A 16192-nucleotide genomic window follows, 5' to 3' on the forward strand; every position below is an offset into this window, starting at 1 on the left:
TTCTGTGTCCGCAACGCCCCCGATAACAGCCCAATGAACTTATGAACCAGGACACTAGGCGCTCGCGCTGCTCGCCGCGGGAGATGTCGAGCCAGAGCTTCACCAGGCGGACGCCGCTGCCGACCAGCATGCGCTCGAAGACCGGCACGTCGCGCAGGAAGGTCTCCTGGTCCTCGACGCTGGCGAAGCCCATGACGCGCTCGACGCCGGCGCGGTTGTACCAGGAGCGGTTCAGGATCACGAGCTCGCCCGCCGCCGGCAGGTGGGCGACGTAGCGCTGGAAGTACCATTCGCTGCGCTCGCGCTCGGTGGGCTTGGGCAGCGCCACCACGCGGGTGGCGCGGATGGAGAGATATTCGACGATGCGCTTGATCGCGCCGTCCTTGCCGGCGGTGTCGCGGCCCTCGAAGATCACCAGGTCGCGGCTGCCGGCCTCGATCGCGTGCTGCTGGTAGCGGACCAGAGCGATCTGCAGGTCTTCGAGGTCTTCGTTGTCCTTGGCCATGGCCGGATAATGCGCGGGATTGCTATCAGGAGCCAATGGTCCGCCTTCACGTCCCCCACGATCTTTCGCCCGGCGTGCGCCTCGACCTGGACGAGGGCCAGAGCCGCTACCTGGCCGCGGTGATGCGGCTCAGCGTCGGCGACGAACTCGCGGTGTTCAACGGCCGCGACGGCGAGTGGCGGGCGTCGGTGGCGAGCGTCGGCAAGCGGGCGGTGGCGCTTGAGGCCCAGGCGCAGATGCGGCCGCAAGCGACGGGGCCGGACCTCGACCTCGTGATCGCCCTGGTGAAGCGGGCCCGGCTGGAGACCATCGTCGAGAAGGCCGCCGAACTGGGCGCGCGGCGCGTGCGGCCGGTGATCACCGAGCGGACCAACGCCGACCACACGCGCGTCGACCGGCTGCAGGCGATCGCCACCGAGGCCTCGGAGCAGACGGGGCGGCTGGACGTGCCGCAGGTCGCCCAGCCGGTGAAGCTGGAGCGGATGCTGGCCGGGTGGGACGCGGGGCGCAGGCTGCTGTTCTGCGACGAGGCGGGCGAGGCGGAGCCCGTGCTGCAGGCCGCCGACGCGGGCGGCCCGTGGGCGATCCTGATCGGGCCGGAAGGCGGGTTCTCGCCGAAGGAGCGGGAGGTGCTGCGGGCGCTTCCCTATGCGACGCCGGCCGGGCTGGGGCCGCGGATCCTGCGCGCCGACACCGCCGCGATCAGCGCGCTCACGCTGTGGCAGGCGGCCGTCGGCGACTGGCGCTGACGAACTTCCCTTCAGGCCGCAAACTTCCCTTTGGTACGTCATGGCCGGGACAGGCCCGGCCATGACGTTCAGAGGGGAAAGGCGCCCTGATTTCCGGACGCCTGGAGCTCAGCTCGAGCCGCTCTTGAGCTTCGCGGAATTGCGCCCACCTATCTGGACGGCATAAAGATGCGCGGCCGCGGGACCTCTGCCCGCCGCCACGGCGTTGGGGCCTTGGAGGAAATTGATGGCCGAGGCCGCCTGCGACGACCGTCCCCTGGTGTTCGAAGACCTGGTCCGCTGGATGGCGGACGGGGCAAAGCCCGCCAGCGAGTGGCGATGTGGCGCCGAGCACGAGAAGTTCGTGTTCCGCCTCGCCGACAACAGCCCGGTCCCCTACGAGCCGCGGGGCATCAAGGCGCTGCTGGACGGCCTCACCCGCTTCGGCTGGACGCCGGTGATGGAGGGCGACAACGTCATCGCGCTGGAGCGCGGCATGGCCAACGTCAGCCTGGAGCCCGGCGGCCAGTTCGAGCTGTCGGGCGCGCCGCTGGAGACCGTCCACGACATCTGCGAGGAGACCGGCCAGCACCTCAGCGAGGTGAAGCAGGTCGCCGACGAGCTGGGCCTGGGCTTCCTGGGGCTGGGCTTCACGCCGACCTGGCGCCGCGACCAGATCCCGGTGATGCCCAAGGGCCGCTACAGGATCATGCGCGAGTACATGCCGAAGGTCGGCAAGCTCGGCCTCGACATGATGTTCCGCACCTGCACGGTGCAGGCGAACCTCGACTTCGCCGACGAGGCCGACATGGTGGCGAAGTTCCGCACCAGCCTGGCCCTGCAGCCGATCGCCACCGCGCTCTTCGCCAACTCGCCGTTCGTCGAGGGCAAGCCGTCGGGCTTCGTCTCGTCCCGCGCGAACGTGTGGACCGACACCGACGCCGACCGCACGGGCATGCTGGACTTCGTGTTCCAGGACGGCTTCGGGTTCGAGAGCTACGCGCGCTATGCCCTGAACGTGCCGATGTACTTCGCCAAGCGCGACGGCAGGTACATCGACCTGGCCGGGCGCTCGTTCATCGACTTCATGGACGGCAAGCTCGCCGAACTGCCCGGCGAGCGGCCGACGCTCAAGGACTGGGCCGACCACACCACCACGATCTTCCCCGAGGTGCGGCTCAAGAAGTACCTGGAGATGCGCGGCGCCGACGCCGGGCCGTGGAGCCGGCTCTGCGCGCTGCCGGCGCTGTGGATGGGCATCTTCTACGACGCCCCGGCGCTGGCCGCGGCCTGGGACCTCTGCAAGGACTGGAAGATCGAGGACCACGAACGCCTGCGCGCCGACGTGGCGCGGCGCGGCCTGAAGGCCGAGATCGCCGGGCGCACCGTGCAGGACGTGGCCAGGGACATGGTGGCGATCGCCAGGTCGGGCCTGAAGAACCGCAACCGCCTCTCGGCGGGCCTGGTGGACGAGAGCAACTACCTGTCGGAGCTGGAGCAGATCGCCGAGTCGGGCGTGACGCCCGCCGAGCGGCTACTGGAGCTCTACGACACCGCCTGGAAGGGCGACGCCAGCCGCATCTTCGGCGACTTCGCGTACTGACGCACGGCGCCAGAACGAGGCCGGCGGACCTTTTCGACACGGAGGCATACCCCTTTCGGGCCGCTGACGGCTTGACGATGCGCGTCGGGTCTGGCGAGGGTCGCTGGACGTCCTGCCCCCACGAGGACCGCGATGCCCGTCAAGCTGCCGAAATACGCGCACTGGGTCGCCGAGCGGCGCTTCCTTGTGGACGAGAGCCGCCTGCCGCCCCTCAAGGACGCCGACGCGCGCCTGATCGAGGACCTGTACATCGACGCCGGGCGCCTCCGGCTGCGGCGCATCACGCTCCCGGGCGGCGAGCAGGAGTTCAAGCTGGCCAAGAAGTACGCGCCCGACAATCCGCTGATCGGCCCGATGACCAACCTCTACCTGGCCGAGGACGAGTACGGGGTGCTGAACACGCTCCCGGGCAAGCGGGTGGTGAAGCGCCGGCACAAGGTGGGCGCCTTCACGATCGACATGTTCGAGGGCCCGCACGACGGCCTGGTCACCGCCGAGTGCGAGGCGACCAACCGCATGGCCGCCATGTCGTTCGACGTGCCGGAGTGGTGCGTGCGCGAGGTCACCAACGAGGAAGCCTACACCGGCTGGCGCCTGGCGCAGACGCAGGCGATTCCGAAGGGCTGAGGCGCGGAAAATGCTCTACATCATCGTCGTTGCGGTGACGATGCTGGTCGGGCCGGCGGTCTCGGTCGGCCTGGACCGCGCCCTGCATCCGGCCACGCCCTGGTTGGCCCTGGTGGCGCGATGGTTCGTGTTCTGGGGCGTCGGGGTGCGGCTGGCGATCGCCGGCGCGCGCCAGATCCTGCAACCCGGCTTCACGGCGCGGGAGATCTTCCACATCCCGGGAGACGAGGCGCTGGTGCTCGTGCGCGAACTCGGGACATGGAATCTGGCGATCGGCCTTCTCGGCCTCCTGTCGCTGGCTCAGCCGAGCTTCGTCCTGCCCACCGCGATCGCCGCGGCGATCTTCTACTTCGCGGCCGGGATCGGCCATGTGACCGCGGCGGAGCGCACGTTGAACGAGACCGTGGCGATGACCAGCGACCTGGGGGCCGCGCTGGTCCTGGCCGTGGTGGTCGCCGGGACGCTCAGATTCGGACGCGCGTGAGGCCGGCGCGGCCGGCCTACCGCACGCCGCCTTCCAGGCCTGGCGTGTCCTCCGTGGGCGGCCACTGCCCGCGCTGGGCGTGGCCGTCGCCGGCGTCGGTGTGCTGGACGATCTCGTCGACGTTCTCGCTGGCGGCCACGTGGCGCGGGTTCACCGCCGCGTCGTCCACCGCATAGACCTCGACCTTGTCCGGATAGAAGGCGAGGTAGCCGTCGATGGCCTGCATCGCGGGGTACGGCCCCTCGTAGGTCCAGACGGCGTTCTCTTCGAGGTGGCCGTCCATCAGGATCGAGTAGTAGCTGGCGTCGCCCTTGTAGGGGCAGTGCGTGCTGTGCGTCGTGCGCGACAGGTACTCCATCGAGACGTCCTCGCGCGGGAAGTAGATCACCTGCGGATAGGCGCCTTCCTCGAGCACCAGGGCGCCGGCGCTGTCGGCGATCACGTGGCCCTGGAACCTGGCGCGCCAGCGCTGGTCGGCGGCGCGGATGTGGATCGGATGGTCGGGACCGGGAATCTTCATGGCGGGCGCCTCCTGAAGGTTCAACGCGCGGAGCGGGATCGGGCTGCCTGAGCATATGGCCGCCGCGCGATCGCCGCGCCAGGGCAGGCGGTTGCTTGTGCGTGTGGCGGACGCGTGATTTCCTCGCGCCCAATTGTCCGCTGGGGGATGGAGCGTCCGCCCGCCTGCGATCAGGGAAAATCGGAAGCCCCGCAAAATGTTGATCATTGTCCTCGGCGTCGTGGTGACCCTCGTCACCGGGCTGCCCGTCCTCATGCAGATGCTGCGCAACCATCCGCGCGGCCTGCTCATCCTGTTCTTCGCCGAGATGTGGGAGCGGTTCTCCTACTACGGGATGCGCGGGATCCTGATCTTCTACCTTACCCAGCACCTACTGTTCGACCAGGGCGACGCGAGCAACCAGTACGGGTCGTACACCAGCCTCGTGTACCTGCTGCCGCTGCTGGGCGGCCTTCTGGCCGACCGCTGGCTGGGCACGCGCAAGGCCGTCGCGTTCGGCGCCCTGCTGCTGGTCGCGGGTCACCTGACCATGGCCGTCGAGGGCCGCCCCGCGACCCAGACCCTGACCTATGCAGGCCAGACCTATCCCATCGCCATCGAAGGGCGGATGGAGGCGCGGACCGCCAAGATCGTGGTCGCCGGCCAGCCCTACGACTTCGGCGCCAGCCCCGAGGGCGCGTTCGAGATCAAGAACCTGCCGGCCAATGCGCCGCTTCCGGCCGCCCTGCCGAAGGGCTCGTACGAGCTGAAGAAGGACGTCGACGCCTTCGGGAAGAACGCCTTCTACCTGGCGGTCTCGCTGATCATCATGGGCGTCGGCTTCCTGAAGCCGAACATCTCCACCATCGTGGGCCAGCTCTATCCGCAAGGGGACCCCCGACGGGATTCGGGCTTCACGCTCTACTACTACGGCATCAACCTCGGCGCCTTCTGGGCCGCGGTGCTCTGCGGCTACCTGGGCCAGACGCTGGGATGGTGGGCGGGCTTCGGCCTCGCCGGCGTGGGCATGGCCGCGGGCTTCGTCGTCTTCGTGCTGGGCAAGAAGCACCTGGAGGGCAAGGGCGAGCCGCCCGATCCCGAGCTGCTGGCGGCCAAGGTCGCCGGGCCGCTCACCCGCGAAGGGCTGATCTACCTTGGCGGCATCCTGGGCGTGATCCCGGTGTGGTTCCTCGTGCAGAGCAACGATCTGGTCGGCTGGGCCTTGTCGGCCTCGATCCTCGCGTCCCTCGCCTTCATCGTCTGGTTCATGGTCAGCCAGTGCGACAAGGTCGAGCGTGAGCGGATGATGCTGGCCCTGGTGCTGGTGTTCGGCTCGGTGGTGTTCTTCACCCTGTTCGAGCAGGCGGGCACGTCGCTCAACCTCTTCGCCGCCAACAGCGTGGACCTGATGGGGATCACCGCGGCGCAGACCCAGTCGTTCAACGCCGGCTTCATCCTGATCTTCGCCCCGGTCTTCGCGGCGATGTGGGCCTGGCTCGGCAAGCGCGGCCGCAACCCGAACCCGACGCTGACCTTCGGCCTGGGCCTGCTGCAGGTGGGCCTGGGCTTCCTGGTGGTGGTCTGGACCCAGGGGCTGGCGGTCGAATACAAGATGCCGCTCTACATGCTGGGCCTGCTCTACCTGCTGCACACGACGGGCGAGCTGTTCCTGTCGCCGGTGGGCCTGTCGCAGATCACCAAGCTCAGCGTGGTGAAGGTGGTCTCGTTCATGATGGCGGTCTGGTTCCTGGCCTCGTCCATCGCCCAGTTCGTGGGCGGGCGGATCGCGGGCCTGATGGGGACCGAGACGGTCGGCGGCCAGGTGCTCGACCCGGCCGCGGCGCTGGCCACCTCGCTGGACGGCTTCAACAAGCTGGGCTGGACGGGCGTCGGCTGCGGCGTGGTGTTCGTCGCGCTCAGCTTCGTGATCAAGCACTGGGCCCACGGCGTGGACCAGCCGCAGGAACCGGCGGTCATCGCGCCCACGGTGGACGGCGAGCAGCCGACCACCAGCCGGGTGTAGGCGCAGCGACCCTCGGCCTTCCTTCTCCATCGAGGAGGGGGGCTGGCCAGCAGGACGTCTTCATCCGAAGGAAGGCGCCGCCGGGGTCATCCCCCGAGGGTCTTGCGGATGCGGACGTAGATCATCCGGCCGGGGTGGTACTCGCGGTCCTCCAGCGACGGCGCGCCGCCGGCGTTGCGCGGGCCGGGATAGTTCAGGACGGTGATCTTCAGGTTCCGCGCCGTGGCGTTCGGGATTTCCAGGCGCAGGTTCCAGTCCGGCCGCGGGCGATACTCGATGAACGGCCGCACGAAGGTGTGGAGCTTGCGGTAGCGGATGCGGTTGAAGCTGTAGGCGGTCTCCTCGAAGCCGCCGAAGGCGTCGACGCCGTAGGTGAGCTTCCAGGCCGGGACGTCCTGGGTGTAGGTCGCTTCCCACTCCACGGGGCGCAGGTTGGAGATCCCGCGCTTGCGGCCGGTGGTGGGGTCGGTGACGCTGGACCAGCGCCGGGTCACCTCGCCCTTCAGCAGGCCGCCGGTGACGCCCACGCGCTGCAACGGGATGCTGAATTGCACGCCCAGTTCGTCCTTGGTCCCGTCGCCGATGTTCTCGGGACGGTCGAAGACGCCGCCGTTGGGCGCGAAGACCGGGCCGCGGTCGACCACGTCCTGGATCTCGGAGTGGCGGAAGGTCAGCGTGACGGAGCCGGAGGCCCAGAATCGCTGCTCGATCGCGGCCTCGCCGACCCAGGCCTGCTCGGGGTCGAGATCGGGGTTGCCGGCGTTGACGCCCGAGCCCGAGGCGAAGTCGGCCTTGGCGACGAAGTCGTCGAAGTCGAGCTGGCCCACCTCGCGCTCGGCGCGGAAGCGCACCTGCGTGGTCGCCCCGGGCGCCCAGGTCACGAAGAGGCGGGGCTTGACGTACTGCAGCGTCTTGCCCAGCACGACGTCGCCGGCCGACGAGATGTGCGAGCGCTCGTAGCGGACCGAGCCGTCGAAGGTCCACGCGTCGGTCGGCCGCCAGACGGCCTTGGCGAAGGCCTCGATGCGCTCTTCCTTCACCCGTACGTCGGCGGCGGGCAGGTTGATGGGCGCGGCGTTGACGAACAGGCTGGTCACGCTGTCCAGCTCGTTGATCGCGATCTCGCCGCCGCCCTCGAACGAGAGGCGGTCGCTGGGGCGGTGCTTCAGGACCGAGCGGCCGATGGTCTCGCTGGACTCGCGGCGCAGGGCGAAATTGCTGGCGACACCGTCGTCGAAGTCGGAATCGATCGCCTGGTCGCGCGTCTGGCGCAGGCCCACGACCTCCAGCGCCGTCTTCGGGCCGAGCCTGCGCGTGAAGGTGCCGCCGATCTCGGTGTCGTCGGTGCGGATGATGTCGGTGTTCCGCTCGACGGCCGGCGGGACGATGCGCAGCAGGCTGTTGTCCTCGGCCTTGTACTTCTCGCTGAAGAGGCGGCCGTTCAGGCGGACCTTGCCGCCCAGCAGGGGGGTCTCGTAGACGCCCGTGAGCTGGCCGTTCAGGCCGTCGCCCTCCGGGTCGACGTCGATCGGGATGACGGTCGGCGGGCCGGCGCCGTTCGGCGTGACGCGCAGGCCGTCGCCCTTGCCGTAGCCGTCGTCGACATACCCGCCCACCAGCAGGCCCAGCTCCCAGCGGCGCGGGCCGTCGTCGCCCGAGCCTTCGAGGCGGATGCTGGGCACGTGGCGGCCGTCCCAACTGTTGTTCATGGCCACGGCCGCCACGCCGCGGAAGCCGCCGCCGGCCTTGCGGACGACGTTCACGATCACGCTCTTGCCCTGCATGTCGATGCCGGGGGCGCCGCCGCGGATCAGGTCGATGCGCTCGACGCGGCTGGCCGGGATGCGGCGCAGCACCTGGTCGAGGTCTTCCGACTTGGTGGCGGGCCGCTCGCCGTCGATGAGCACGTTGCCGGCCGAGCCCTCGTAGCCGCGCACCTGGTCGCCGGAGTCGAGCGTGAAGCCGGGCACCCGCGACAGCATGTCGGACACGTTCGCCGGCTGGAACGACTCGAAGAACGACGGCGGGTAGCTGATCACCCCCTGCTGCGGGGCAGACGCCGGCGCCGGCGCAGCAGCGACCGCCGCCTGCGCGAGGACGTACAGAAGCATGGAACTCTCCCTTGGCGCGGAAACTGGCCCTGCGCCGCCGTCCGGCGCGAGTTAAATGCCCGTAAGGTGGATTAAATCGCGGAAATGTTTGCCGGTCCGCCCGCCGGTCAGCAGCGACATCGGCTGCCCGGCCGGTGAGGGGGCTTCCTCCACGATTGGAGCGGACCCCCTCCGGCGCTGGTCAAACCGCGGAGGTCGCGGAGATACGCGGAGGCTTCCGGTGGACCCACGATCCCTCTGCGTGTCTCCGCGATCTCCGCGGTTCATGAGTCGGGCGGTCGGTCCGCCCACAATCCATAGGCGATGGCCCTGCCCCGATGGGGAGGAGCCGTGCGCTTCATACCGCCGTGCCGCCGACGGTGAGGCCGGTGATCTTCAGCGAGGGCTGGCCCACGCCCACCGGGACGCTCTGGCCCGACTTGCCGCAGACGCCGACGCCGGGGTCGAAGTCGAAGTCGTCGCCGATCATGGTGACGCGGGTCAGCGCCGAGGGGCCGTCGCCGATCAGGGTGGCGCCTTTCACCGGCACGCCGATCCTGCCGTCCTCGATCAGGTAGGCCTCGGTGCATTGGAAGACGAACTTGCCGCTGGTGATGTCCACCTGGCCGCCGCCGAAGTTGGCGCAGTAGAGGCCCTTCTTGGTCGAGGCGATCATGTCGGCCTGGGTGTGGTCGCCGGCCAGCATGGCGGTGTTGGTCATCCGCGGCATGGGCATGTGGGCGTAGGACTGCCTCCTCGCGTTGCCCGTGGGGCTCATGCCCATCAGCCGCGCGCTCATGCGGTCGTGCATGTAGCCGACCAGGATGCCGTCCTCGATCAGCACGGTGCGCTCGGTGGGCGTGCCCTCGTCGTCGACGGTGAGCGAGCCGCGGCGGTTCAGGATCGTGCCGTCGTCGAAGACGGTGACGCCGGGCGCGGCCACCCGCTCGCCGATCTTGCCCGAGAAGGCCGAGGTGCCCTTGCGGTTGAAGTCGCCCTCCAGGCCGTGGCCGACGGCCTCGTGCAGCAGCACGCCGTTCCAGCCGGGGCCCAGCACCACGTCCATCTCGCCGGCCGGGCAGGGGACGGCGTCGAGGTTGGTGAGCGCCTGGCGCAGGGCCTCGTCGATCTGGGCCTGCCACTTGTCGGGGCTGATCCAGGCCTCGAACCCGGCGCGGCCGCCGGCGCCGGTGTAGCCCTGCTCGCGACGGCCGTCCTTCTCGACGGTCACCTGCACGTTGATGCGGCACAGCGGGCGCACGTCGCGGATCAGCCGGCCGTCGGCGCGCAGGATCTCCACGGTGCGGCGCTCGCCGGCGATGGAGGCCATCACCTGCACGATGCGCGGGTCGCGGGCGCGGGCCCAGGCGTCGATCTCCTGCAGCAGGGCGACCTTGTCCGAGAACTCCGGCGAGGCCAGCGGATTGTCCTCGCCGTAGAGCTTGGCGTTGGTGGCGCGCGGGGCCTCGGCCGCGGTCCCGGCGTAGCCGCGCTTGGCCAGCTTGGCCGAATCGGCCGCGCGGCGGATGGCGGCCTCGCTGATCTCGGAGGCGTGGGCGTAGCCGGCGGTCTCGCCCGCCACGACGCGGAGGCCGAAGCCCTCGGTGGAGTCGTAGGCGGCGGACTTCAGCCGCCCGTCGTCGAACAGGAAGCTCTCGCTCTCGGACCGCTCGACGAACAGCTCGCCGTCGTCGGCCCCGGCCAGCGCATCGCCGAGGATGTCCCGGGCGCGGGCGGGATCGACGCCGACGGAGTCGAGGATCGAGGGAGCGGGGACGGGCGCGTTCATGGCGGGCAAGATAGGCGCCGCGGAGCCTCGAAGCCAGCGTGACCAACGAACCTCCCCTGCGAAGCGGGGGACCACGACGTGGTGGAGGGGCGTCGGGGCCGTGCCGGGGCCGATCGATCCGCCTTGCCACGAGCAGCGCCCCCTCCACCGCTTCGCGGCCCCCCCATCGCGATGGGGGAGGTTCGCGGGCTGGCGGCCGCGGAAGCCGGCCCCTATGTCAGCCGCTCAAACACCCGTTGGAGCCGCCCCGCATGGCCTATTCCCTGTTCGACGCCTCGATCCCGGTCTACCTGCACATGCTGAAGAACCTGGCGGCCATCCTCGAGAAGGCCGAGGCGCATGCGAAGGCCGCGGGCGTCGATCCGGAGAGCTACCTGGACTCGCGGCTCGCGCCCGACATGCATCCGCTGACCAACCAGGTGCAACTGGCCAGCGACGCCGCCAAGGGCGGCGCGGCGCGCCTGGCGGGCGTGACGCCGCCGAGCTTCCCGGACACCGAGACCTCCTGGGCCGACGTCAAGGCGCGCGTCGCCAGGACCATCGCCTTCGTCGAGGGCGTGAAGCGCGAACAGCTCGACGGCCGCGAGGACGCCACCATCGAGATCCCGCTGCCCGGCCGCACGCTCAGCTTCTCGGGCCGCGATTTCCTGGCGCTGTTCTCCCTGCCGAACTTCATGTTCCACGTGACCATGGCGTACGGCCTGCTGCGGGCCCGCGGCGTGCCGCTCGGCAAGATGGACTTCCTGAACGGCGCCCAGGCGGTGACGTTCTAGCGCGCCAGCCAGCCGGCGCGGCCACGTCGTCATGTCGCGGGAAGGCCGGACCCTCGGGATCTTCCTCGCCGGCTGCCGGCCGACCGATTCGGTCCCGCCCTTGCGAACGAAGCCTGCTCCACGGCCCTCCGCCGTCGGGAGCCATGCTCTCGACCCGCGCCGGGCGAGGTCGGTCCGCCGCCCGGATTCCCCGCGGATCGCGGCCCCTTCGCCAGGGCCCGAGGGCATCGATCGGGCCTTCGTCGAACAGGGGTCGGCGCTCCGTGCCCCCTCAGGCGCTCCGAACGCCTTGGCAAGCCTCTGGGATGCGCGTATGGACCCCCGCGAAGGGGCCAAACGGGCGTCGCGAAGGCGCGTCCGCGCGTCCTGTTCTTGGGGAGCCGGCGGCAGTTTCGCCCGTGCCTCGCGGGGCGTCGACGGTTTCAAGCAGACCGAGGGGACATGAAGTCGAGCTTTCAGGGATTGCGGACGCGGGCGGCGGGCGCCCTCGCGGGCATGGCGGCGGCGTTCTGGGGTGCGGCGGCGATGGCCGCCGACAAGTTCGGCCAGCCGACGGACGGGGCGATCGACCTGCAGCCGGGCGTGACCCCGCTGCGCGAGGACGCCATCTGGTTCCACAACGTGATCCTGATGCCCGTCATCACGATCATCACGCTGTTCGTGCTGCTGCTGCTGATCATCGTGGTGGTCCGCTTCAACAAGCGCGCCAACCCGACGCCGGCGCGGTTCAGCCACAACACCACCCTCGAGGTCGCCTGGACGTTGATCCCGGTGCTGATCCTGATGGTGATCGCGATCTTCTCGTTCCGGTTGCTGTTCGCCTACAACGACATGCCGAAGCCGGACCTGACGATCAAGGCGACCGGCTACCAGTGGTACTGGGGCTATGAGTACCCCGACCAGAAGATCTCCGAGTTCGTCTCGAACGTGCTGCCGGAAGACCAGGCCAAGGCGACGGGCGAGCCCTACAAGCTGGCGGTGACCGAGCCGCTGGTGGTGCCGGTGAACAAGGTGGTGCGGGTCCAGGTGACCGGCGCCGACGTGATCCACGCCTTCGCCGTGCCGTCCTTCGGGATCATCACCGACGCCGTCCCCGGCCGCCTGAACGAGACCTGGTTCAAGGCCGACCGCATCGGCACCTACTACGGCAACTGCCGCGAGCTGTGCGGCGTGGACCACGCGTTCATGCCGATCGAGGTCCGCGTGGTCAGCCAGGCCGATTTCGACGCCTGGGTCGCCAAGAAGGGCGGCTCGGCCGCCGGCGCCGCGCCGGTTGCTGCGGCCCCGGCCGCGCCGGACGCCGCCGCGCCGGCCGCCGCCGCCGCTCCGGCGACTCCGGTCGCCGCGCCGGCCGCGACCCCCGAACCGCAGGCGCCCAAGGCGCCGGCTGCGAAATAAGCTTCAGGATCCGCGTAAGATGGCCACACAAGCCGCCGCTCACGACCACCACGACGACCACGACCACAAGCCGGGGTTCTTCACGCGGTGGTTCTTCTCGACGAACCACAAGGACATCGGGACGCTCTACATCCTGTTCGCCATCATGGCGGGGATCGTGGGCGGCGCCCTGTCGGGCCTGATCCGCTGGGAACTGGCCGAGCCGGGCATCCAGATCTTCCGTGAGGGGTCGTGGCTCTCGCAACTGAAGATCGGCGGGCACAGCATCATCGAGGCCTCGAAGCACGGCTACAACGTGGTCGTCACGGGCCACGCGCTGGTCATGATCTTCTTCATGGTCATGCCGGCCATGATCGGCGGGTTCGGGAACTGGTTCGTGCCGCTGATGATCGGCGCGCCCGACATGGCCTTCCCGCGCATGAACAACATCTCGTTCTGGCTGCTGGTCGCCTCGTGGGTGCTGCTGCTCACCTCGATGTTCGTCGACGGCGGCCCGGGCCACGGCTTCGGCGGCGGCTGGACGGTCTATCCGCCGCTCTCCACCTCGGGCCACACCGGCCCGTCGATGGACCTGGCGATCCTGTCGCTCCACCTCGCGGGCGCCAGCTCGATCCTGGGCGCGATCAACTTCATCACCACGATCTTCAACATGCGCGCGCCGGGCATGACGCTGCACCGGATGCCGCTGTTCGTGTGGTCGATCCTGGTGACGGTCTTCCTGCTGCTGCTCTCGCTGCCCGTGCTGGCCGGCGCGATCACCATGCTGCTGACCGACCGCAACTTCCACACCCACTTCTTCGACGCCCAGGGCGGCGGCGACCCGGTGATGTTCCAGCACCTGTTCTGGTTCTTCGGGCACCCGGAAGTGTACATCCTGATCCTGCCCGGGTTCGGCATGATCTCGCACATCGTCTCGACCTTCAGCCGCAAGCCGGTCTTCGGCTACCTGGCGATGGCCTACGCGATGGTCGCCATCGGCTTCATCGGCTTCGTCGTGTGGGCGCACCACATGTACACGGTCGGCATGGGCATCGAGCTGCGCGCCTACTTCGTGGCCGCCACCATGGTCATCGCCGTGCCGACGGGGGTGAAGGTGTTCAGTTGGATCGCCACGATGTGGGGCGGCTCCATCGACTTCAAGACGCCCATGCTCTGGGCGATCGGCTTCATCTTCCTGTTCACCGTGGGCGGCGTCACGGGCGTGGTGCTGGCCAACGCCGGCATCGACTACAGCCTGCACGACACCTACTACGTGGTGGCCCACTTCCACTACGTGCTGTCGCTCGGCGCCGTGTTCGCGATCTTCGCGGGCTTCTACTACTGGTTCGAGAAGATGTGGGGCGTGAAGTACAACGAGTTCCTCGGCGCCGCGCACTTCTGGATCATGTTCGTGGGCGTGAACCTGGTGTTCTTCCCGCAGCACTTCCTGGGCCTCCAGGGCATGCCGCGCCGCTACGTCGACTATCCGGACGGCTTCGCCTACTGGAACCACGTCTCGTCGATCGGCTACCTGATCACCCTGGTCGGCGTGGGCGTGTTCCTGCTGGTGCTGGCCGAGGCCGCCATCCGCCGCCGCAAGGCCGAGGCCAACCCGTGGGGCGAAGGCGCCACGACGCTGGAGTGGACGCTGAGCTCGCCGCCGCCGTTCCACCAGTTCAACGAACTGCCGGTCATCAAGCCCGACGCGCACCACTAGGCCCGTCGGACCGCAAGACCCGGAGCCGGTCGCCCGCGAGGCGGCCGGCTTCGTCGTTCCGGGGCGTCTTTTTCGTCGCGGCCCCGTCACGCGGCCTTCGCCTGCCGCCCCATCTGCGCTAGAGAGCGCCACCTCGCGTTCAGGTGTATCCTTGATGGCCATGGCCACGGCCCCGACTTCCGTTCGCGCCCCGGCGCGCTGGCAGGACTTCCTGCAGCTCCTGAAGCCGCGGGTGATGTCGCTCGTGGTGTTCACGGCGCTCACGGGCCTCGTCTGCGCGCCCGAGCATCTGAACCCCGTCCTGGGCGCGGTGGCGATCCTCTGCATCGCCGTGGGCGCGGGCGCCAGCGGCGCGCTCAACATGTGGTACGACGCCGACATCGACGCCGCCATGCGCCGCACGCGCGGCCGGCCGGTGCCGGCGGGCCGGGTGCAGGGCGCCGATGCGCTGGCGCTGGGGATCGTGCTGTCGCTGCTGTCGGTGATGCTGATGGGCGTGGGCGTGAACTGGTTCGCCGCCGGGCTGCTCGCCTTCACCATCCTCTTCTACGCCGTCGTCTACACCATGTGGCTGAAGCGCTGGACGGCGCAGAACATCGTCATCGGCGGGCTGGCCGGCGCGCTGCCGCCGGTGATCGGCTGGGCCGCCGCCACGGGCACGGCGCCGCTGAACGCGTGGCTGCTCTGCGCCATCATCTTCATGTGGACCCCGCCGCACTTCTGGGCGCTGTCGCTCTACACGTCGGACGACTACGCCAAGGCGGGCGTGCCGATGATGCCGGTGGTGAAGGGCGCCCGGTCCACCCGCGCGCAGATCCTGATCTACAGCCTGCTGCTCATCCCGGTGTGCGTGGCGCCCGCCTTCACCGGCCTGGGCGGCGTGGCCTATCTCGCGGTCTCGGGCCTGGGCGGCCTGGTGTTCCTGCTGCTGGCCTGGCGGCTCTTCCGCAGCCATGCGGGCGAGGCGGCCGATCCGCGCAACGACGACGGCCTGTACGACGTGCGCGCCGGGGCCCGCGACGCGCGCAACCTCTTCGCCTTCTCGATCCTGTACCTCGCCCTGATGTTCGCCACCCTGCTGGGCGAGCACCTCGCGGGGCTGAAGCCGCTGGAGCTCTTCCGATGAGCGACCCGAACCTCGAGGGCGAGGATTTCCGCAAGGCGCGCCGCGCCCGCAACATCGCGATCGCCCTGGGCCTCGCGGTGTTCGTGATCCTCGTCTACGCCGTCACCATCGTGAACCTGGGCTCCGATGTCATCCACCGGCCCCTCTGACCAGCAGGCGCGCAACAAGCGCGTCGCCATCATCTGCGCGACGACGTTCTTCGCGATGATCGGCGCGGCCTACGCCGCGGTGCCGCTCTACAAGCTGTTCTGCCAGGTGACCGGCTTCGACGGGGCGACCCGGCGCGCCGAGCAGGCCTCGGCCCACGTGCTCGACAAGACGCTGACCATCCGCTTCGACGCCAACGTGCGCGACCTGCCCTGGAGCTTCAGCGCCGTGCAGACGGCGCAGACCGCGAAGATCGGCGAGACCAAGATCGCCTTCTTCAAGGTGACCAACAATTCGGACAAGCCGGTCACGGCGCGGGCGGTCTACAACGTCGTGCCCGAGCAGGCGGGGCCCTACTTCCAGAAGCTCGAATGCTTCTGCTTCTCCGACCAGACCATCGCGCCCCGGGCCACCGTCGAGATGCCGGTGCTGTACTTCATCGACCCGAAGTACGCCCAGGACCTGAACACCAGGGGCAAGCCCGAGGTGACGCTCAGCTACACCTTCTTCCCGGCCGTCGACGCCAAGGCCTCCCGGACCGCCGCCCGGCCGGACGAGCCCGCGCCGAGGAAGACCGACAAGAAGGGCTGAGACCCTGAGGTGTCGCCCGGGGAGGACGGCCGGTGAGGCCACGGGCGCGCGAGCGGGGCTTTTCGGCCCCATTCCCCCTTGGCGAACCCTTCGGGGCGGGGCTATAGCGTCCC

14 protein-coding genes and 1 pseudogene are annotated in these 16192 nt (G+C 69.5%); 11 read left to right on the top strand and 4 right to left on the bottom strand.

From position 1 onward, the window contains the following. A pseudogene (locus KF737_RS21095) lies at window positions 1-505 on the bottom strand (hypothetical protein); the annotation flags it as partial. A gap of 35 nt (window positions 506-540) precedes the next feature. Between KF737_RS21095 and KF737_RS21100 the strand changes: the two are divergent. The 4 genes from KF737_RS21100 to KF737_RS21115 all read left to right on the top strand — a co-directional run bounded on the left by KF737_RS21100 (window position 541) and on the right by KF737_RS21115 (window position 3947). Continuing rightward, complete coding sequence (locus tag KF737_RS21100) at window positions 541-1254, top strand: 16S rRNA (uracil(1498)-N(3))-methyltransferase (protein ID WP_296460051.1); 714 nt, start codon at window positions 541-543, stop codon at window positions 1252-1254. 226 nt (window positions 1255-1480) lie between these two features. Beyond that, on the top strand, window positions 1481-2836 hold the full coding sequence (locus KF737_RS21105; RefSeq protein WP_296460054.1) for a glutamate--cysteine ligase: 1356 nt from the start codon (window positions 1481-1483) through the stop codon (window positions 2834-2836). Window positions 2837-2968: 132 nt separating this feature from the next. Next, entirely contained in the window at window positions 2969-3463 is a 495-nt protein-coding gene (locus KF737_RS21110) for a hypothetical protein (protein WP_296460057.1), read from the top strand. A gap of 10 nt (window positions 3464-3473) precedes the next feature. Next, window positions 3474-3947, top strand: a complete 474-nt coding sequence (locus KF737_RS21115) for a DUF6790 family protein (protein ID WP_296460060.1) — start codon at window positions 3474-3476, stop codon at window positions 3945-3947. Window positions 3948-3963: 16 nt separating this feature from the next. On the opposite strand, the gene KF737_RS21120 is transcribed toward KF737_RS21115, so the two are convergent. After that, on the bottom strand, window positions 3964-4467 hold the full coding sequence (locus tag KF737_RS21120; RefSeq protein ID WP_296460064.1) for a DUF427 domain-containing protein: 504 nt from the start codon (window positions 4465-4467) through the stop codon (window positions 3964-3966). Between the two features lie 196 nt (window positions 4468-4663). On the opposite strand from KF737_RS21120, the gene KF737_RS21125 reads away from it, so the two are divergent. Then, the gene (locus KF737_RS21125; RefSeq protein ID WP_296460066.1) at window positions 4664-6469 is read left to right on the top strand and encodes a peptide MFS transporter; all 1806 of its coding nucleotides are present in this window, start codon (window positions 4664-4666) and stop codon (window positions 6467-6469) included. Between the two features lie 86 nt (window positions 6470-6555). On the opposite strand, the gene KF737_RS21130 is transcribed toward KF737_RS21125, so the two are convergent. Both KF737_RS21130 and tldD read right to left on the bottom strand, forming a co-directional pair. After that, entirely contained in the window at window positions 6556-8580 is a 2025-nt protein-coding gene (locus tag KF737_RS21130; protein WP_296460069.1) for a TonB-dependent siderophore receptor, read from the bottom strand. A 337-nt stretch (window positions 8581-8917) separates the two neighbouring features. Further along, window positions 8918-10348, bottom strand: a complete 1431-nt coding sequence (gene tldD, locus KF737_RS21135) for a metalloprotease TldD (protein WP_296460072.1) — start codon at window positions 10346-10348, stop codon at window positions 8918-8920. Window positions 10349-10599: 251 nt separating this feature from the next. Between tldD and KF737_RS21140 the strand changes: the two genes are divergently transcribed. The 6 genes from KF737_RS21140 to KF737_RS21165 all read left to right on the top strand — a co-directional run bounded on the left by KF737_RS21140 (window position 10600) and on the right by KF737_RS21165 (window position 16079). Then, on the top strand, window positions 10600-11121 hold the full coding sequence (locus tag KF737_RS21140) for a DUF1993 family protein (RefSeq protein WP_296460074.1): 522 nt from the start codon (window positions 10600-10602) through the stop codon (window positions 11119-11121). A 441-nt stretch (window positions 11122-11562) separates the two neighbouring features. Beyond that, window positions 11563-12519 (top strand): cytochrome c oxidase subunit II, encoded by a 957-nt coding sequence (gene coxB / locus KF737_RS21145; protein ID WP_296460076.1) that lies wholly within the window; start codon window positions 11563-11565, stop codon window positions 12517-12519. A 19-nt stretch (window positions 12520-12538) separates the two neighbouring features. After that, window positions 12539-14215, top strand: coding sequence for a cytochrome c oxidase subunit I (ctaD, locus tag KF737_RS21150; protein WP_296460079.1), 1677 nt, complete (start codon window positions 12539-12541; stop codon window positions 14213-14215). Window positions 14216-14369: 154 nt separating this feature from the next. Continuing rightward, on the top strand, window positions 14370-15341 hold the full coding sequence (cyoE, locus tag KF737_RS21155; RefSeq protein WP_296460081.1) for a heme o synthase: 972 nt from the start codon (window positions 14370-14372) through the stop codon (window positions 15339-15341). Then, entirely contained in the window at window positions 15338-15490 is a 153-nt protein-coding gene (locus KF737_RS21160; protein ID WP_296460083.1) for a hypothetical protein, read from the top strand. Before cyoE ends, KF737_RS21160 begins: the two co-directional genes overlap by 4 nt. Next, window positions 15468-16079: a cytochrome c oxidase assembly protein gene (locus KF737_RS21165; protein WP_296460085.1), complete on the top strand. Its 612-nt coding sequence runs from the start codon at window positions 15468-15470 to the stop codon at window positions 16077-16079. Before KF737_RS21160 ends, KF737_RS21165 begins: the two co-directional genes overlap by 23 nt. The last annotated feature ends 113 nt before the right edge of the window (window positions 16080-16192 follow it).

Origin of the sequence: Phenylobacterium sp., assembly GCF_019636135.1 — a bacterium.
Taxonomy (GTDB): domain Bacteria; phylum Pseudomonadota; class Alphaproteobacteria; order Caulobacterales; family Caulobacteraceae; genus Phenylobacterium.

Coding starts and splice junctions, on each gene's coding strand:
- KF737_RS21100 (WP_296460051.1), top strand. CDS start 541: ATGGTCCGCCTTCACGTCCCCCACGATCTTTCGCCCGGCGTGCGCCTC.
- KF737_RS21160 (WP_296460083.1), top strand. CDS start 15,338: ATGAGCGACCCGAACCTCGAGGGCGAGGATTTCCGCAAGGCGCGCCGC.
- ctaD (WP_296460079.1), top strand. CDS start 12,539: ATGGCCACACAAGCCGCCGCTCACGACCACCACGACGACCACGACCAC.
- KF737_RS21140 (WP_296460074.1), top strand. CDS start 10,600: ATGGCCTATTCCCTGTTCGACGCCTCGATCCCGGTCTACCTGCACATG.
- cyoE (WP_296460081.1), top strand. CDS start 14,370: ATGGCCATGGCCACGGCCCCGACTTCCGTTCGCGCCCCGGCGCGCTGG.
- KF737_RS21125 (WP_296460066.1), top strand. CDS start 4,664: ATGTTGATCATTGTCCTCGGCGTCGTGGTGACCCTCGTCACCGGGCTG.
- KF737_RS21120 (WP_296460064.1), bottom strand. CDS start 4,467: ATGAAGATTCCCGGTCCCGACCATCCGATCCACATCCGCGCCGCCGAC.
- KF737_RS21115 (WP_296460060.1), top strand. CDS start 3,474: ATGCTCTACATCATCGTCGTTGCGGTGACGATGCTGGTCGGGCCGGCG.
- KF737_RS21130 (WP_296460069.1), bottom strand. CDS start 8,580: ATGCTTCTGTACGTCCTCGCGCAGGCGGCGGTCGCTGCTGCGCCGGCG.
- coxB (WP_296460076.1), top strand. CDS start 11,563: ATGAAGTCGAGCTTTCAGGGATTGCGGACGCGGGCGGCGGGCGCCCTC.
- tldD (WP_296460072.1), bottom strand. CDS start 10,348: ATGAACGCGCCCGTCCCCGCTCCCTCGATCCTCGACTCCGTCGGCGTC.
- KF737_RS21110 (WP_296460057.1), top strand. CDS start 2,969: ATGCCCGTCAAGCTGCCGAAATACGCGCACTGGGTCGCCGAGCGGCGC.
- KF737_RS21165 (WP_296460085.1), top strand. CDS start 15,468: ATGTCATCCACCGGCCCCTCTGACCAGCAGGCGCGCAACAAGCGCGTC.
- KF737_RS21105 (WP_296460054.1), top strand. CDS start 1,481: ATGGCCGAGGCCGCCTGCGACGACCGTCCCCTGGTGTTCGAAGACCTG.